This is a genomic window from Robertmurraya massiliosenegalensis JC6, from assembly GCF_000311725.1.
Lineage (GTDB): Bacteria > Bacillota > Bacilli > Bacillales > Cytobacillaceae > Robertmurraya > Robertmurraya massiliosenegalensis.
The window spans coordinates 617,541-634,946 of the sequence record NZ_HE978513.1; the positions used below are offsets into that span (position 1 = coordinate 617,541).

A 17,406-nucleotide genomic window follows, 5' to 3' on the forward strand; every position below is an offset into this window, starting at 1 on the left:
AATCGTCATGACGTTCTAATACATAAATCGATTCATAAAACGGAGTTGGTCAAATTTTTGAATCGATTCTGTATCAACTCTTTTTCCGATTTTTACCATTAAACAATTAGCTGGATGTGAACTGATTTCCGGGTCATCTGTTGCGAACCATTCTAACCCACCTGCATTCATCATTTTCTCCATCACTTTACGGTATTCCCATACATTTAATCCTGTACCCTTTAAATCCCAATGCCAATAATATTCCGTCGTGATCGTAATATAGTCCTCCATGGCATCATCCATCATCGAAACGATTAATAAATTTTTGCCAACCTGACATCCACGGAACTGAGGGATTACTTCAATAGCTCCTAATTCTATTAAATTTTCCATTTTTCCTTCTGACCATCTTTCTAGTGGATCAGGATATAAATATGTTACATATCCAACAATCATTTGCTTATGTCTGGCAACGATAATTCTGCCCTCTGGTAATCCTGCAATCCCAATCAGGGCTTTATGCTGCTGAGGAGCAGGTCGAAATGCAACTAAATCTGCATGAAACTCAAACTCTGATAACGCTTCTGGAGAAATCGGCCCTTCAATAATTAATTCTCCATGAGGTGTCTTTAATTCTTTTGCATTGTATGTTTTCTTATGTTCCACGGCTCCACCACCTAATTTTAATCATCCTGTTGAGAATCGTTTTTTCTAGATAATTACTACTATTATACATGAATAAAAGTAGATTTAAGCGCTTTCACAAAATTTTCAGTATTTAATTGTTTTTCCACTACGATTTTTTATTTTTCCAAAAAGAATATTTTTAAAATTGTGAAAAAGAATCCTTTGTAATATAATAAGTAGTAACTATATCAAAAAGGGGGATACTTTTTAAATGAAATTGGAAACGCTACCAGTTATTAAGGGAGAATATAACTTAGAAGATTATCGAGGCACATATGCAAGTTTCGATTGGAAGGAAGTTGAAAAACAATTTTCCTGGTCAGAAACTGGACTTGTCAATATGGCTTATGAAGCGATCGATAAACATGCTCATTCTTATCGAAAAAATAAAGTTGCCTTGTATTATCGTGATGCAAATCGAAATGAAAAGTATACCTTTAAGGAAATGAAAGATCTCACGAATAAAGCAGGAAATATGCTAAAGACATATGGGGATGTTGAAAAAGGGGATCGGGTCTTTATTTTCATGCCTCGTTCTCCTGAGCTTTACTTTACCGTACTTGGAGCGATCAAGCTAGGGGCGATCGTTGGACCTCTATTTGAAGCATTTATGGAAGGTGCTGTTCGCGACCGACTGGAAGATAGTGAAGCCAAAGTACTTGTCACAACACCAGAACTGCTTGAGCGTGTTCCTGTTGATGAATTACCAGCTTTAAAACATATTTTCCTTGTCGGTAACGAAATCACCGAGGATGATAAATATGTTGATTTCCATAAACGACTTCAAGAAGCTAGCACTAAACTTGAGATCGAATGGGTGGAAAGAACAGACGGATTAATTCTTCACTATACTTCTGGTTCAACAGGAAAGCCTAAAGGGGTTTTACATGTCCATAATGCGATGCTACAACACTATCAAACGGCTAAATGGGTACTGGATCTAAAGGACGACGATGTTTACTGGTGTACGGCTGATCCTGGCTGGGTAACTGGGACTTCGTACGGAATTTTTGGACCATGGTTGACTGGAACTTCCAATCTCATCGTTGGCGGAAGATTTGATCCGAATACATGGTACAAAATGCTTGAAGAATACGGGGTCACTGTTTGGTATAGTGCTCCTACTGCCTTCCGGATGTTGATGGGCGCTGGAGATGAAATCATTAAGAATTATGATCTAAGTCATTTACGACATGTTCTTAGTGTTGGAGAACCACTCAATCCAGAAGTTGTTCGTTGGGGTATGAAAGTGTTTAACCGCCGCATTCACGATAACTGGTGGATGACAGAAACTGGTGCACAGTTGATCTCCAACTATCCATGTATGGAAATTCGTCCAGGTTCTATGGGTAAACCGATTCCAGGTGTTAAAGCGGCGATCGTTGATAACCAAGGAAATGAACTTCCACCAAATCGCATGGGCAATTTAGCTATTAAAAAAGGCTGGCCATCCATGATGAAAACGATCTGGAATAATGAGGCTAAATATGAGTCCTATTTCATGCCAGGTGATTGGTATGTTTCTGGTGACTCTGCCTATATGGATGAGGACGGATATTTCTGGTTCCAAGGTCGTGTCGATGATGTGATTATGACTTCTGGTGAGCGTGTAGGTCCATTTGAGGTCGAAAGTAAGCTTGTCGAGCACCCCGCTGTCGCTGAAGCGGGCGTAATTGGGAAGCCAGACCCCGTTCGTGGTGAAATTATTAAAGCCTTTATCGCTCTTCGGGATGGTTACGATGTGAGCGATGATTTGAAGGAAGAAATTCGTCAATTTGTGAAAAAAGGGCTTGCTGCACATGCAGCTCCACGTGAAATCGAATTCCGCGACAAACTACCAAAAACTCGAAGCGGAAAAATTATGCGTAGAGTATTAAAAGCATGGGAATTAGACCTTCCAACTGGTGACTTATCGACAATGGAAGACTAAATATAAAACGAGGAAGTCCATGATCAGGACTTCCTCGTGTTTTTGTTCTTTCTTTCACATATTATTTAGTAGAACTACGTTGCTCAATGCGATGTGGGAGAATAACGGTTTGTTCAGATACAGTTTCTTTGTTCATAAGTTTTGTTAATAGACGCATCGCTACTGCACCAATATCATATAACGGTTGAACAACGGTCGTAAGCTGTGGACGTACCATCAAAGCTAGTCTTGTATTATCGGATGAAATCACTTCAAAATCATCAGGGATTTTATACCCTTGATCTTCAGCTCCGTGGACAACTCCTAACGCCATTTCATCTGAACCTACAAAGATGGCAGTTGGCTTGTTTTCAAGCTCCATTAGCTTTTCGAACGCTTCAATTCCTGAATCGTACGTATAATCACCTTCTACCACTAACTCTTCACTATACTCAATACCTGCCTCTTGTAAAGCACGCTTGTAGCCTGACAACTTCTTCTTGTCATTAATTGGCTCATGAAATGGTCCAATGACGAAAGCAATTTTCTTATGACCTTTTTCAATAAAGGAAGATATCGCATCATATGTAGCTTGCTCATAATCAATATTAACAGATGGCACTTGTTCCGATTCTTCAATTGAACCAGCTAAAACGATTGGCACTGGGGATTTTTCAAATTCCTCTACATGCTCCTGAGTGATGTTTCCACCCATAAAGACGATTCCATCTACTTGTTTTCCAAGCATCGTATTTAATAAGTGAAGCTCTTTATCCTTGTTCTGATCCGAATTACTCAAAATGATATTATACTTATACATTGTAGCGATATCTTCAATTCCTCGCGCAAGTTCAGCGAAAAAGGTACTTGAGATGTCAGGAATGACAACACCTACTGTCGTCGTTTTCTTACTCGCAAGACCTCTTGCAACTGCATTTGGTCTGTAGCCTAAACGACTTATTACTTCTAATACTTTTTTTCTTGTTGCTGGCTTTACATTTGGATTTCCGTTCACTACCCGTGAAACTGTAGCCATCGATACGTTGGCTTCTCTGGCCACATCGTATATGGTAATATTCATTACAATCGACTCCTTATTCTAAAACGATTATTTATTATTATTTTAACCCATATTAACACGCTTTAGTGTGTAATTATGTACTTAATAATACTTCACTCCGCTATCTCTCGCAATGTCAAGACTAATTTTTTTACAAAAAAGTCGAAAATTGATGTCACAATATCATATTTCACGATAAATAGTAAGTTATTTGTACTCAAAAAACAGCCTTCTGCACGAAGCAGAAGACTGTTTCTTAGTTTACATTATTACACGCGCACAAGTGATGAAGCAACTAGTTGCTCCATGAAGTCATCGAATTGCTTCAGATCCATTTGTTGTGCTGAATCAGATAGAGCAACCGCAGGATCTGGATGAACCTCAGCCATCACACCGTCCGCTCCAATCGCTAATGCTGCCTTCGCTGTTGGAAGGAGAAGATCTCTTCTACCTGTAGAATGAGTCACATCGACAAGTACTGGTAAATGCGTTTCCTGCTTCAAGATCGGAACTGCTGAAATATCTAATGTATTTCTTGTCGCTCTCTCGTAAGTGCGAATTCCACGCTCACAAAGAATAATTTGTCCATTTCCTTGTGCCATAATATATTCAGCCGCATTAATGAATTCTTCAATCGTTGCAGCTAATCCACGTTTTAATAATACTGGCTTGTTGACCGCGCCTGCTGCTTTCAATAACTCAAAGTTTTGCATATTACGGGCACCAATTTGAATGACATCAATATACTGCGCTGCCATTTCAATATCTGCTGGATTGACAATTTCACTAATGACTCCTAAATCGTATTCATCAGCCACTCGTTTTAAAATTTTCAACCCTTCCACACCTAAACCTTGGAAGTCATACGGCGAAGTTCTTGGCTTGTAAGCACCCCCGCGCAACAGCTTTAATCCTTTTGCCTTTACGGCTGCCGCAACTGTTGCGACTTGCTCATAAGACTCAACTGCACAAGGTCCAAAAACCAATTGCTGTGCACCAGCACCAATTTGTGCTCCTTTCACTTCAACAATTGTATTTTCCGGATGCTTTTTACGTGAAACAAGTAAAGCTTTACGGTGATCATCCTCTTGTAATTCTAGTCCAGCTTTAAAAATCTCTTTAAATAGATGCTGTAGGGTAGATTTTTCAAAAGGACCGTCATTCTTCTCAAGTATAGAATCTAGCATTTTACGTTCACGAACCGGATCATAACGATTAACACCTTGAGTTTCTTTAACACGTCCGATTTCTTGAACAAGTCGAGCTCTTTCATTGATTAAATTCAGTAGTTGCACATTTAGTTCGTCAACACGATTTCGTAATTCTTCCAGTTTCATATTGCTCATTTTTTTCCCGTCCTTTCGAAAACTTTTTTGCCCTTCATAATCTATTCACAGATATAAAAGGAATATTCGTTCATGATCTGTTTAAAAAAGATACATTTCTGTATAATTAGAGTTATTATATATGAATTTATTGTTAATGTCACGTACTTTTCTTTAATAATTAAACGCTTTTAAGTGTTAAAGTATTTTGAAAGTATATGATTAATCGTATGATTAATAGTTAAAGAAGGTGTATCATTTTGTCAGATAAAAAGAAATTGTTTGCCTTAGATATCGGTACCCGTTCCGTTGTCGGAATCATTTTAGAAGAGCATCAAGGAACCTATCATGTCATTGATATGCTCTCCATTGAACATTCGGAACGCGCCATGTTAGATGGCCAAATTCATGACGTCTTGTCGGTATCAAAAATCATAACAGAAATTAAAGAGAAGCTAGAACCAAAACATGGACCATTAAAAAGGGTTAGTGTTGCTGCAGCTGGTAGAGCCTTGAAAACAGAACGGGCGAAAGTAGCCATTGATATTAAGGGAAAACCGATGATTCAGAAAGAAGATATTCTTCACCTTGAGCTAAGCACGGTTCAAAAAGCGCAAAGTCTTGTTGCCGAAAGACATGAAGAAGAATCTAGTCATTATTATTATTGTGTCGGTTATTCCGTCCTCTACTATCGATTAGATGGAGAGGAAATTGGAAGCTTGATTGATCAGCAAGGGGACGAAGCGTCTGTCGAAATCATTGCCACCTTTTTACCGAAGGTAGTTGTGGAATCCTTAATTTCCGCCCTTCATCGTGCAGGACTTGAAATGGAAGCATTGACGCTTGAACCAATTGCAGCGATTAATGTGCTCATTCCGCCGAGCATGAGAAGATTAAACGTCGCTCTCGTTGATATTGGAGCAGGAACCTCTGATATCGCCCTAACCGATTCAGGTACAGTCATTGCCTATGGGATGGTCCCCGTTGCCGGAGATGAAATTACGGAAGCGATTAGTGATCAATTTTTGTTAGACTTTCCATTAGCAGAATTAGCGAAACGAGAAATTAACGCAAAAGAAAGTGTTACGATTACAGATATTTTAGGTTTTGAAGCCGAAATTTCTAAAGAAGAAATGATCGCCCAAGTAGGTCCAGCCATCGATCGACTTGCCGCATCCATTTGTGATGAAATCTATCAATTAAATGGTCACAAATCCCCTAAAGCCGTTATGCTTGTCGGTGGTGGGAGCTTAACCCCTGATTTACCACGGAGAATTGCCGAACGATTAAACTTACCTGGCAATCGTGTTGCGATTCGTGGAATCGATGCTATTACGTCTTTAACGCTTGACGACAGCATTGCAAGAGGTCCTGAACTAGTAACGCCAATTGGTATTGCGATTGCGGCACAGAAAACACCGGTTCATTACGTAACCGTATATGTAAATGAACAGCCAGTGCGGTTGTTCGAAGTGAAAAAATTAACCGTCGGTGATTGTCTTCTTGCCGCTGGTATTAAAATGAATAAACTTTATGGAAGACCGGGATTAGCGATGATCATTACATTGAATGGTCAGCAAATTACAATCCCTGGGCAACATGGACATCCACCAAAATTATTTATGAATGGAAATGCCTGCTCATTTGATGATGAGGTCCAAAACGGGGATATTTTAACCCTTGAGCGAGGGCATGATGGTGAAAAAACGGTATTGGGAATACACGAATTACTTGATGAACTCCCGACAAAAGCCATTACGATTAATGGGAAGAATTATGAAATACAACCAACAATTACCCGTAATGGCCACATCGTCAGCCCTGAAGTTGTGATTGAAGACCGAGATAATATCGAGTGCAAAATGCCTGAAACCATTGAGGAAGCCTTCATCGCCTTGCAGGTAGAACATTATTTTGAACAACTGAAGCCGTTTCGGATTACATTGAATCAAAAAGAGACGATTATCCCATCTTTTTCAGGGAAACTGTATAAAAATGGTTTAGAAGCTAGGCTTAGCAATGGGATAGAAGATCTCGACAACATTACGATTGAACAAAAAAAATCAGTAACGATTAAAGAACTTGCTGACAAAAAGCAATTAATGCTCTCTCAATCTATTCCTGTTTATTTTAATGGAAAAGAAATTCAAGTTACCAAAATAGTTACTGAGTTCAAGAAAAATGGGCATATCCTTAAGGAAAAAGACGTTATTGAAGATGGCGATGACATTACGACTAATCAAAAGCCATTGCAACCATTCATCTTTCAAGATCTCTTTAATTTTGTCGAGATCGAGATGCCATCTAAAGCAAGCGGAAGTTTTCAATTACTTAAAAACAATGAAGAAACCACTTTCTTTGAAGATATTGAACCTGGTGATCACCTTGAAATCGTCTGGCCAAAGACCGTGAAAAAGGATTAATTTATCCCTATAAAGAGGCTTCAAATCATGAGAAAGGTGAATCCTGAGGGTACTCGAATTCACCTTTCTCTATTTTTGTCTATTAATTTTGCCATTAACGCAAGACCTTCGATTTTCCTCGTACAAAAAAATCGAGGGAAACTCAAATTAGCCTTAAAGAATCCAATTGATTTCCGCTTTGTCTAAATTTCGACTAGAAGACCCTATTTTTCTCCAACCATTTCTCACCATTAAGCGGAATTTTTCCTGTTATCTTCTCGTTGGAGTCCCTTTTAGGGGAAATAACGGAAGATTTTCCGCTTATGGAGGACAAAATCGTTTATTTTGGCATTTTTTGAGGGGATAGCAGGAAATTTTCCTGTTATTTCGGCTCTTTTTCATGATGCTTGCTCATTAAGCGGAATTTTTCCTGTTATTTTTTCATACCGATATGCCAACTGTTTATACGGATACATTATCCACAAGTCGAGGGAATTTATACATTCCAAACTGCAATCAAAAAGTCGTTACCACCGACTTTTTGACCCAGCCTCTATTTTATGGATCATTCTTCTACTGCTTTCGCCAAGGTGTCCTCTGTGATCTTCCAGTGAGATGCATGCCAAGCAACTGATTCTTGATTAAATAGCAGCGCTTGTGGTGACTCATGTTTTACCTGGAACGTTTCGGCTATATGGTTCGATAAGGGACGAGCTTCTTGTACAGCTAAATAATAAAAATTCAACTCTTCATGTTGCTTTGCAAAGCTTTCATATTCTTCAAATGCCGCTTGACTAATCGGGCAGGTTAAAGAATGCTTTAAAAAGAAAAATCGTGGATTCTCCTTTAACGTTATTTCAAATTGTTCAATTGACTCCAATTTTTCCATTCATCTTTCCTCCAACATTCACTTAGTGATTCAGCTGATGTTCTGTTTCATCAAATGCTCGTTTTGTTTCTTCTAACTTTCTTTGAATATCAGATTGCTCACTCGTTGGAGCTCCTTTGTTTTCACCTTCACTTAATTCACCAGCTGGTTTTAATGCTTTCACCTTGTTAAGAATTTGATTCGACTGTTTAGAGACTGCTTGTCCAATTGTATTTGTCTTCTCTTTCGCTACTTCTGCTAGTTCGGAGCTTTTCATAACAGCGGCCTCACGAAGGTGATCGGTTTTAATTTTGATAGAATGAGCCTGTTCTGATAAATTATTTCGTATATCCTTGCCAGATTTTGGTGTTAGAAATAAAGCTGTTGCGGCACCAACAATGCCTCCGATGAACGCCCCAATCAAGAAATCTTTCGTATTTACACCACTTTCCGTTTTTTCCCGTTGCTGATTCTCATTATTTGGCATCTTAAAAAAACCTCCTTAAGATTAGTTATCCCTTTCTCTTACTCTTTCCATTTTCTTCTCGGAAATGACTTTAGTCTGAGATTTCTTCGCTGCCCATTTCTCTTTTAATTCGAGAAGAACTTGACTCCATTGCACCACTTGTGAAACTTTATCTTTATTTTGCTCAACCTGCTTGTCAACGGATGATGTAACGTTTTGTAAGGTTCCACCTAGTTTCTTTAAAGAACCTCCAACATCCTTAACTGCTTCTACTACTCCGTTGAGACTCTCCGATTTTTTCTGTAAATCTTCAGCGAGTACATTTGTTTTCGATAATAATTCTGTTGTTTCCCTTGTTACACCTTCTAGCTGCTGCTCGAGACCAATCAATGTTTTTGAAACGCTATCAAGCGTTACTTGCAGTGATTTCAACGTCCTTCCAATAAACAGGACTAAAATTAAAAAAGCAATTGCAGCCACTGCTGCACTTAAATAAAGAATTATTTCCAAAAATGAGCACCTCCACTAACATCCATCTGTCTTCTATTATACTCTAGCATTTCCCTCTATAAGAAAATCTTAACATAAAAGTGCACTTGTTTCAGGTTTGATGGATGCGATTTATTGAGGAAATAGCAAAATTTTAAAACAAAACAGCGAAAAAGGGGTAAAATAGATCTGATTTAGAACATTAAATCAAACAAGAAGTCGATTATTCAACGGGGGGATAAAACGTGAAAGATCCACGAATTGAAACACTGGCAAAAAATCTAATTAATTACTCTGTAAAATTACAAAAAGGGGAAAAAGTACTGATCGAAAACTTCGGCCTTCAGCGGGAGCTTGTTACGGCACTTGTCGATGAAGCATACAAAGCAGGCGGCTACCCATTTGTATCCTTAAAAGATCACATCGTAGACCGTGCGCTACTTCTTGGAGCAAATGAAGAGCAATTTAATATGATTGCAGATTTTGAAGCAAATGTTATGAGCAAAATGGATGCATACATAGGATTACGCTCTGGTGATAACATTAACGAACATGCTGATGTACCAGATGACAAAATGAAGATCCATGGTTCTACAATTGGTAAAAAGGTCCACCGCGACATTCGTGTTCCAAAAACAAGATGGGTGGTCCTTCGCTATCCAACTTCCTCGATGGCCCAACTAGCAAAAATGAGTACAGAAGGCTTTGAGGATTTCTACTTTAATGTTTGTAACTTAGATTATGGAAAAATGGATAAAGCAATGGACAACTTAGTCGAGCTCATGAACAAAACCGATAAAGTTCGTATCACTGGACCTGGTACTGATTTATCTTTCTCGATTAAGGACATCCCAGCCATCAAATGTTCTGGACAAATGAATATTCCAGATGGAGAAGTGTATACTGCACCTGTACGTGATTCTGTAAATGGTGTGATTACGTATAATACACCATCTCCATATCAAGGCACTACATTTGAAAACGTCAAGCTCACGTTTAAGGATGGAAAAATTGTAGAGGCAGAATCCAATGATACAAAGCGAATTAATCAAATTTTTGATACAGATGAAGGCGCTCGCTATGTCGGAGAATTTGCGATTGGAGTAAACCCATATATCTCCCATCCAATGCAAGATATTTTATTTGATGAAAAAATAGATGGAAGCTTCCACTTTACACCTGGACAATGTTATGACGATGCCTTTAACGGCAATCATTCCAATATACATTGGGATATGGTTAACATTCAAAGAGCTGAATACGGCGGGGGAGAAATGTATTTCGATGACATCCTGATTCGTAAAGACGGTCGTTTTGTCATCCCAGAACTAGAATCATTAAACCCTGAAAATCTAAAATAAAATAAAAAGCTGATTTAGAAGGATCATTACTCCTCACTAAATCAGCTTTTTTTGATTACTCTAAGCTTTTTTCATAGGCGCTCTGGAATTTTTGAATATCGCCAGCCCCCATAAAGATGATGACACTATTTTCATATTCCTTTAAAACATTCGTTTCATCTTCATTAATAATTTCAGCATTTGGGATAAGATCTCTTAAATCTTCAATCGAAAGTTGACCATGATTTTCCCGAGCAGAGCCGAATATTTCACATAAGAACGATTTATCAGCGAGATTTAAGCTCTCTGCAAATTCATTTAAGAACGTTTGTGTTCGAGTAAATGTATGTGGCTGGAAAACTGCGATGATTTTTCGATCAGGATATTTTTGTCTTGCTGAATGGATCGTTGCCCGAATTTCAGTTGGGTGATGGGCATAATCATCAATAAGGATTTGCGAACCAATCGTTTTTTCTGTAAAACGGCGCTTTACACCTTTAAACGTAAGTAATTGCTCTTTCACAATTTCCGCATCTATTTCCTCGTAGTGACATAATGCAATAACTGCAAGAGCGTTCAATATATTGTGATCACCAAAAGTTGGAATCGAGAACGTATCATAAAAAGTGTTGCGAATAAATACATCAAAAGTAGTACCTTCACTTGTTGTTTCTACATTCCTAGCCTGGAAATCATTTTCTTCGCCAAAGCCATAGAAAAGAACAGGTACCTTTGCTTGAATTTTTTGTAGTTGCTCATCATCACCACAAGCAATGATCCCTTTTTTAACTTGTACCGCCATTTCTTGGAACGCAGAAAAAACATCCTCAATATTGGCGAAATAATCAGGATGATCAAAATCAATATTTGTCATGATGCAATAGTCAGGAAAATAGGATAAGAAGTGTCGGCGATATTCACAAGCCTCGAATACGAAAAATTCCGCATCCTTATTTCCTTTCCCTGTTCCATCACCAATTAAGTATGATGTTGGTTTTGCTCCGCCCATAACATGAGCAAGCAATCCAGTAGTCGATGTTTTTCCATGAGCACCTGTAATGCCTACGCTCGTAAAGTTTTGCATAAATTGCCCTAAGAAACGATGATAACGAATCACGGGTAATCCTAATTCCATCGCTCTAACAATTTCCTCATGTGTATCAGGAAAGGCATTTCCCGCAATAACTGTCATACCAGGCTCAATATTTTCCTTTTGAAAGGGGAGAATTTTAATTCCCGCTTCTTCAAGTGCCTTTTGCGTGAAAAATCGCTTTTCATAATCTGAACCTTGTACCTCGTAATTCATATCATGGAGAATTTGTGCGAGAGCACTCATTCCTGATCCTTTTATACCTACAAAGTGGTAAATTGTCATATAAGAACCTCCAACCATCTTCTACCTGTAACGCTGCTTTTCGTTTCAAAACAGCATTTACTAAGTTGCCATTAATATATACTCAGGAATTCACTTTAAAATGATAAACGAACCTCTCATTTTATTAACTAGTTCTTCGTTAAATCGTATTGAAATTTTCCTGATCGCGTTATTTTCTAAAAGAGCCATTCTGTAAATCAGTATATGACTATGATTAAATTTTGCTCATTATAGGATGTACGAAAAAAAATCCACATTAACAATCGATTTTCTCATATGTATACAAAACAAGCTCATGTTAAAATATTATAGCACCAATCGTTCATAAAAACTATGGCGTAAAAAGGGAAATCGAATCCCATGTAACAGACATGCTCTTCTTACTTTATTATAAAACAAAGGCTCTCTTCTCAAACATATTGATGTTCGATTCCTTATAAGAAAAGAGCCTATCCTTCAAATTCATTCATCTTGCATCGATTCAAGCTCTGATTCAGTAATTAATACATCTCTAGGCTTACTTCCTCTCGCCTCAGAAATCAAGCCTTGTTCCTCCATCATATCAATAAGTCTTGCCGCACGATTATAACCAATCTTAAATTTACGCTGAAGACTGGAAGTAGAGGCTCCACCTTGTTCTACAATGAACTCACACGCCTCGTAAAATAATTCATCCTCTTCTTCCGTCACGACTGCTTTTTTCAATAACTCCTCTTGCTCAAACAAATATTGTGGACTTTGCTCTCTTCTTACATGAGCGACAATGGCATCAATTTCTTCATCAGATACGTAAGTTCCTTGCAGTCGCACCGGTTTTGAAGAGCCATTTTCTAAGAACAACATGTCACCACGCCCAAGTAATCTTTCTGCCCCGCTAATATCGATGATCGTTCTAGAATCAATTTGAGAAGAAACAGAAAAAGCAATTCTTGTTGGCACATTGGCTTTTATGAGCCCGGTAATAACATCAACCGATGGTCGCTGCGTGGCAATAATTAGATGAATTCCACAAGCGCGCGCTTTTTGGGCAATCCGACAAATCGCTTCCTCAACATCGGCTGGCGACATCATCATTAAATCAGCAAGCTCATCAATAATAATCACGATATAAGGGAGTTTCACCGAATAGTTCTTTTGTTGCTCACAGATATCATTATAACGAGTAATATCTCGAACCCCTGCATGGGCAAAGAGTTCATACCGTCTTTCCATTTCTTCAACCGCCCATTTTAGTGCCGCCGTCGCCGCTTTCACATCTGTAATAACCGGACTAACAAGATGTGGGATTTGATTATACGGTGCCAGCTCAACCATTTTTGGGTCTATCAATAGCAATTTCACTTCATTTGGGTTCGCCTTATAGAGAAGACTAACAAGAATGGAATTAATGCAAACACTTTTTCCTGAACCAGTTGCTCCCGCAATCAACCCATGAGGCATTTTTCTTAAATCGGTGACGATCGGCTTTCCAGAAATATCAAGTCCAAGAACGGCTGTTAAGGGAGATGTAGAAGCAGCAAATTCATCGCTTCCGATAATCTCACTAATAAACACAGGTCGACTCGATTCGTTCGGGACTTCCACTCCAATCATATGCGTCCCTGGAATCGGCGCTTCCATCCGTATATCCTTCGCTGCCAAGCTTAGCTTAATATCATCAGCAAGATTCGTAATTTTATTCACCTTTACTCCAGGCTCTGGATGCACCTCAAATCTTGTAACCGATGGCCCTTGTGTCACGTTTGCAACACTTGCTCTTACGTTAAAATGGAAAAGCGTTTCATTCAGTTGCTCTTCTTGCAATGCTAACCATTCACGATCAACACTTTTAAAAACAGGTGGCTTCAAAAGGTCATAGGAAGGATGAACATAGTATTCTTCCTCACTCGTCTCTTCGTCGTCAGCTATTGCTTTCTCAACAGTAACGGCAGCCTCTTCTGTTGAGCGAGTAATCTCATTCCTTGCCGTTGAACGTTCTGCAAGCTTTCTTTTATCTTCCTTTAGCATAAGAACATTAAAGGGAAGATGGGATCTCCTATTTGATTCAGAAGCTTCGGTCACTCTTTCGGACTCTGGTTGGTCGATTAGCTCTTCTTGGATCACTTCTTCTTGCTCAATATGATCCGCAAACACATCTTCTGCTTCCGCCTCTATGATTTCTTCTTCGACATCGAATTGATACTCTAACTCTCGATTGGCGAACTGCTGGACAAGTTCTTGCTGTTGTAAGCTCGTTTCTTCCTCGATATATAATTCGTCTTCGACCTCTAGAACCTTATCTGCTTCTTGTATAGGGGCCACTTCAACATACTTTTCCTCCTGTGGTTCCAATAACTCCTCTGCCATTGTTCTCTTAGTAGGTGTCATAAGAGGTGTTTCTTCAACTCGCGCCGTATTTTTTTCTTCTCGTTCTGACGCTAATCGCTGAGGGTCAACCTCTAGATGAGAAGAAAAAGTGTCCAATTCAAATTCAACTGGTGCGGTCCGTTTCGGATGTTTATCAAATCCATAAATAGGAGAAGGAATTTCTGTCGGACGAAATGGTCGAGAAGACGGACTTGGCTTTTTTTGTACCGGAGTATGACTTGTTCTAGCACGAGCTTCCTGTACGGCTGGTGTATTTCGCCTCGTTTCCCTTCTCGAAGACATGGTTTCATTTGAATGCTTTCGGTTCTCTTTCCTCTCCTCATTGCTTTTTTTCTTTTTTTCTTAAGCTCCTCATCTGGAATTAAAGGAAAACGAAATTGGCCTTTAGGGTATTGATAAATCACCTTAGCGTCCACATCTCGATTTCCCTCATTCTTATTTTGAGGTAGCTCATCTATGTATTCATCTTCCTCACTTTTAAAATAATGTAACAATCTCTTAAACCAACTCAAAATCAATCACTCTTTCTAATCCTAATCTTAAAAATCGTTTGGAAGATTTCTTCAATATGAAAATATCAACATCTTAGTATAACTCTTATGTTTATTTTAGCAATAAAAATAAAAATATCGAGACAAATCTGAAGGAACGGTTCTAAATACCTGTTTTATTTTTTTATTTTTTTGCCAAGTACTTTTACTTATTATGCAAGCGAAAACCCTTTGCGTGCAAGTTTTCAAAAAAGATAAAAGGGCCACCTGAAATCGGTCTGACCCTTCCACTAATTGTTATTTTTTCTTGTTTTTTCCTAGTATAAAAATCGGTTCTAATTCCCCATTTTCGTACAGGAAGGAAAGAGCTGTAACGGGAACTCTACCACTTGCAAAAAAGCTCATTGTCATCTGTGCTAAAATATCATAGCCTGTATCATTGCGAATATCAGCGATAATTAGCACATCTTGATGAGGCACTGCAACTGCCATCGTTCCTGTTATTTGCTGTTCCATTTCTTTCAAAAATGATTCATTTAAGATACGACTAGCATCATACCCATCGTTTTTATTTAAAAAATAGAAAATATTACCTGCTACTTCATCTTTTTTTAAATCGGTACGTAAAGAGCGTACATTGAACAATGCGATCTCTTTAATCCGCTTTTTCTCCCAACCTTCTTTTTCCATCAGCTTCTGATCAATTAATCGATATGTCTTTTCCAAGTCTAGAGCATAATAGATTCTTGTTTCTGCTGTATGCTCATCGTGTAAAAGTTCCACCTCATCTTCTGATACAGTTGGAAAAGAGGTAGAGCGGATGACCGGATATATTCTTTTTTCATGCCCTTCCAACGTGAGTGGTTCGACCATCGCTAAAAGCCCTTGTTCAACATAATAAACAACCGCATCTATGGCCTTTTCCTTTTGTTCTTCCCACTTTCCGACAATTCCCGGTAATGAAATCGTAATTCCTTTTCCTGTTTCTTTATTTTCAATCCTTAGTTGGTCATTCTTTTTGTCGTAAGTAAACGTCCGTTCAGGACTTTGTAGTCTTTTTTCTAACTCTCTTTTCATCTTCACGCTATCCATTTTCAACTTCATTTCCTCCTCAAGATGGAGTCTTCTCAATCCCAATCTCATCTATTTTACAATAAAAAAGCCCCCATCTCAAAGACGGAGGCTCCATGCTCGTACAATCAAATCAATATTTCTTTTGCTAGTCCTTCAATAAATTGTTCAATTTGTTCTTGTGTTTTTCGATCTTTGCTAACAAAACGACCCAGTTCTTTTCCATCTCCATAGGCGATAAAACTTGGAATACCAAAAACATCCACTTGAGCACATAAATCGATAAACTGATCACGGTCTACATAGATGAATGTGTAGTCTTTGTATTTTTCTTCAAGTTCTGGTAAGAATGGGTCAATAAAACGACAATCCGGACACCAATCCGCTGAGAACATAAAAATATGTTTTCCTTCATTACGTAATTGTTCAAATTGCTCCATGCTTTCTAGCTTTTTCATTTTTTTGCTCCTTCTGTTTGAATAAGCAGATCACCTGCTTTTATCCAACCTTTTTTTCTCATATATTCTGATAGTAACAAGCTAATGATAGCAGGTCCAATAATATGCAACAAGATGACCTTGAAAATCACATCTCCTCCAAAGCCCATCGTTGTAAACGTCATGATCGGACCGACAAATCCACTTGTTCCCATTCCTGCTCCTGCAGCATTGTTATGCAAAATGAAAAGGGTCGTTCCAATGGGGGCTAACAAAGCTCCAGCAATGGTTGGTGGGATTAATATTCTTGGGTTTTTGATAATATTCGGTACAAGCAACATCGATGTCCCGATTCCTATAGCAACTAAACCACTCCATTTATTCTCCCGATAGCTGCTAACAGCAAAGCCAACCATCTGCGCCGCACACCCAATTGTAGCTGCTCCTGCTGCTATCCCATTTAAATCAAGCATTAAGGCGATTGCAGCACTCGAAATAGGGGCTGTAAGGGCAAGTCCCATTAGAACAGCGACAACAACTCCCATAATAATAGGTCTTTGTTCAGTCCCCCACATAATAAGATTTCCTAATCCTTTCATGAGAGACCCCACTGCAGGTCCAATAAAATAAGCAGTCGTATAGCCAGCGTAAATGGTTGTTAATGGTGTAACGATAATATCAATTTTCGTTTCTTTGCTTACCAACTTCCCGATTTCCGTTGAAATAAGGGCTGCTACAAAGCTCCCAGCTGGACCGCCGTCAAATGCTGCAGCTGCCGCTCCACTAACAATTGCAGCAAAAATAACGAGTGGTGGAGCACCTAACCCGTAGGCCACTGCTACCCCAATGGCTGGACCCATAAGACCCATAGCCAATGTCCCCATTTCAGTCAAATAATCAATATGGAACTGGTTTCCGATTGTTTGAATAATTAACCCAATAATTAAAGATGAAAATAAACCAAGCGCCATACTACTTAATGCATCAATAAAGTATACTTTCGGAGATAAACTGACTCCTTTTCTATGTATAAAATCTCTCATTCTTTTTCCCCTCTCATTCAAACAGGTGTCTTTACACTTGTAATGATATCTATTTTATCTTTAGCTAACAGAAAAGGGAACTACTTTTTTAATA

Annotated in this window: 14 protein-coding genes; 3 read left to right on the forward strand and 11 right to left on the reverse strand. The window is 38.6% G+C overall.

Annotated elements, in window-relative coordinates:
* Positions 1–15 precede the first annotated feature (15 nt).
* Positions 16–648 (reverse strand): GNAT family N-acetyltransferase, encoded by a 633-nt coding sequence (locus tag BMSHG_RS12895; protein WP_019154877.1) that lies wholly within the window; start codon positions 646–648, stop codon positions 16–18.
* A gap of 232 nt (positions 649–880) precedes the next feature.
* Here BMSHG_RS12895 and acsA point away from each other — a divergent pair, with 232 nt between their 5' ends.
* Positions 881–2,599 carry an acetate--CoA ligase gene (gene acsA / locus BMSHG_RS12900; RefSeq protein ID WP_019154878.1) on the forward strand — a complete coding sequence of 573 codons (1,719 nt, stop codon included), beginning with the start codon at positions 881–883 and terminating at the stop codon, positions 2,597–2,599.
* A gap of 61 nt (positions 2,600–2,660) precedes the next feature.
* On the opposite strand, the gene ccpA is transcribed toward acsA, so the two are convergent.
* The gene (ccpA, locus tag BMSHG_RS12905; RefSeq protein WP_019154879.1) at positions 2,661–3,659 is read right to left on the reverse strand and encodes a catabolite control protein A; all 999 of its coding nucleotides are present in this window, start codon (positions 3,657–3,659) and stop codon (positions 2,661–2,663) included.
* A gap of 248 nt (positions 3,660–3,907) precedes the next feature.
* A complete protein-coding gene (locus BMSHG_RS12910; protein WP_019154880.1) occupies positions 3,908–4,984 on the reverse strand; it encodes a bifunctional 3-deoxy-7-phosphoheptulonate synthase/chorismate mutase in 1,077 nt (358 codons plus the stop codon).
* A gap of 239 nt (positions 4,985–5,223) precedes the next feature.
* Here BMSHG_RS12910 and BMSHG_RS12915 point away from each other — a divergent pair, with 239 nt between their 5' ends.
* Positions 5,224–7,386: a cell division protein FtsA gene (locus tag BMSHG_RS12915; RefSeq protein WP_019154881.1), complete on the forward strand. Its 2,163-nt coding sequence runs from the start codon at positions 5,224–5,226 to the stop codon at positions 7,384–7,386.
* A 544-nt stretch (positions 7,387–7,930) separates the two neighbouring features.
* Here the strand turns inward: BMSHG_RS12915 and ytxJ are convergent.
* From ytxJ to BMSHG_RS12935, 3 genes are read right to left on the reverse strand one after another with little or no spacing between them, the layout of a single operon-like run.
* Positions 7,931–8,254 carry a bacillithiol system redox-active protein YtxJ gene (ytxJ, locus tag BMSHG_RS12925; protein ID WP_019154883.1) on the reverse strand — a complete coding sequence of 108 codons (324 nt, stop codon included), beginning with the start codon at positions 8,252–8,254 and terminating at the stop codon, positions 7,931–7,933.
* A 22-nt stretch (positions 8,255–8,276) separates the two neighbouring features.
* A complete protein-coding gene (locus BMSHG_RS12930; RefSeq protein ID WP_019154884.1) occupies positions 8,277–8,720 on the reverse strand; it encodes a YtxH domain-containing protein in 444 nt (147 codons plus the stop codon).
* A gap of 21 nt (positions 8,721–8,741) precedes the next feature.
* Positions 8,742–9,209: a DUF948 domain-containing protein gene (locus BMSHG_RS12935; RefSeq protein ID WP_019154885.1), complete on the reverse strand. Its 468-nt coding sequence runs from the start codon at positions 9,207–9,209 to the stop codon at positions 8,742–8,744.
* Positions 9,210–9,433: 224 nt separating this feature from the next.
* Between BMSHG_RS12935 and BMSHG_RS12940 the strand changes: the two genes are divergently transcribed.
* Positions 9,434–10,549 carry an aminopeptidase gene (locus BMSHG_RS12940; RefSeq protein ID WP_019154886.1) on the forward strand — a complete coding sequence of 372 codons (1,116 nt, stop codon included), beginning with the start codon at positions 9,434–9,436 and terminating at the stop codon, positions 10,547–10,549.
* A gap of 55 nt (positions 10,550–10,604) precedes the next feature.
* On the opposite strand, the gene murC is transcribed toward BMSHG_RS12940, so the two are convergent.
* The 5 genes from murC to BMSHG_RS12965 all read right to left on the reverse strand — a co-directional run bounded on the left by murC (position 10,605) and on the right by BMSHG_RS12965 (position 17,312).
* Entirely contained in the window at positions 10,605–11,903 is a 1,299-nt protein-coding gene (gene murC, locus BMSHG_RS12945; RefSeq protein ID WP_019154887.1) for a UDP-N-acetylmuramate--L-alanine ligase, read from the reverse strand.
* A 462-nt stretch (positions 11,904–12,365) separates the two neighbouring features.
* Positions 12,366–14,552: a DNA translocase FtsK gene (locus BMSHG_RS26180; RefSeq protein WP_019154888.1), complete on the reverse strand. Its 2,187-nt coding sequence runs from the start codon at positions 14,550–14,552 to the stop codon at positions 12,366–12,368.
* A gap of 506 nt (positions 14,553–15,058) precedes the next feature.
* A complete protein-coding gene (locus BMSHG_RS12955; protein WP_026073446.1) occupies positions 15,059–15,853 on the reverse strand; it encodes a DUF1444 domain-containing protein in 795 nt (264 codons plus the stop codon).
* Positions 15,854–15,960: 107 nt separating this feature from the next.
* Positions 15,961–16,290 (reverse strand): thioredoxin family protein, encoded by a 330-nt coding sequence (locus BMSHG_RS12960; protein ID WP_019154890.1) that lies wholly within the window; start codon positions 16,288–16,290, stop codon positions 15,961–15,963.
* Positions 16,287–17,312, reverse strand: a complete 1,026-nt coding sequence (locus BMSHG_RS12965) for a PTS transporter subunit IIC (protein ID WP_019154891.1) — start codon at positions 17,310–17,312, stop codon at positions 16,287–16,289. Before BMSHG_RS12965 ends, BMSHG_RS12960 begins: the two co-directional genes overlap by 4 nt.
* Between the last annotated feature and the right edge of the window lie 94 nt (positions 17,313–17,406).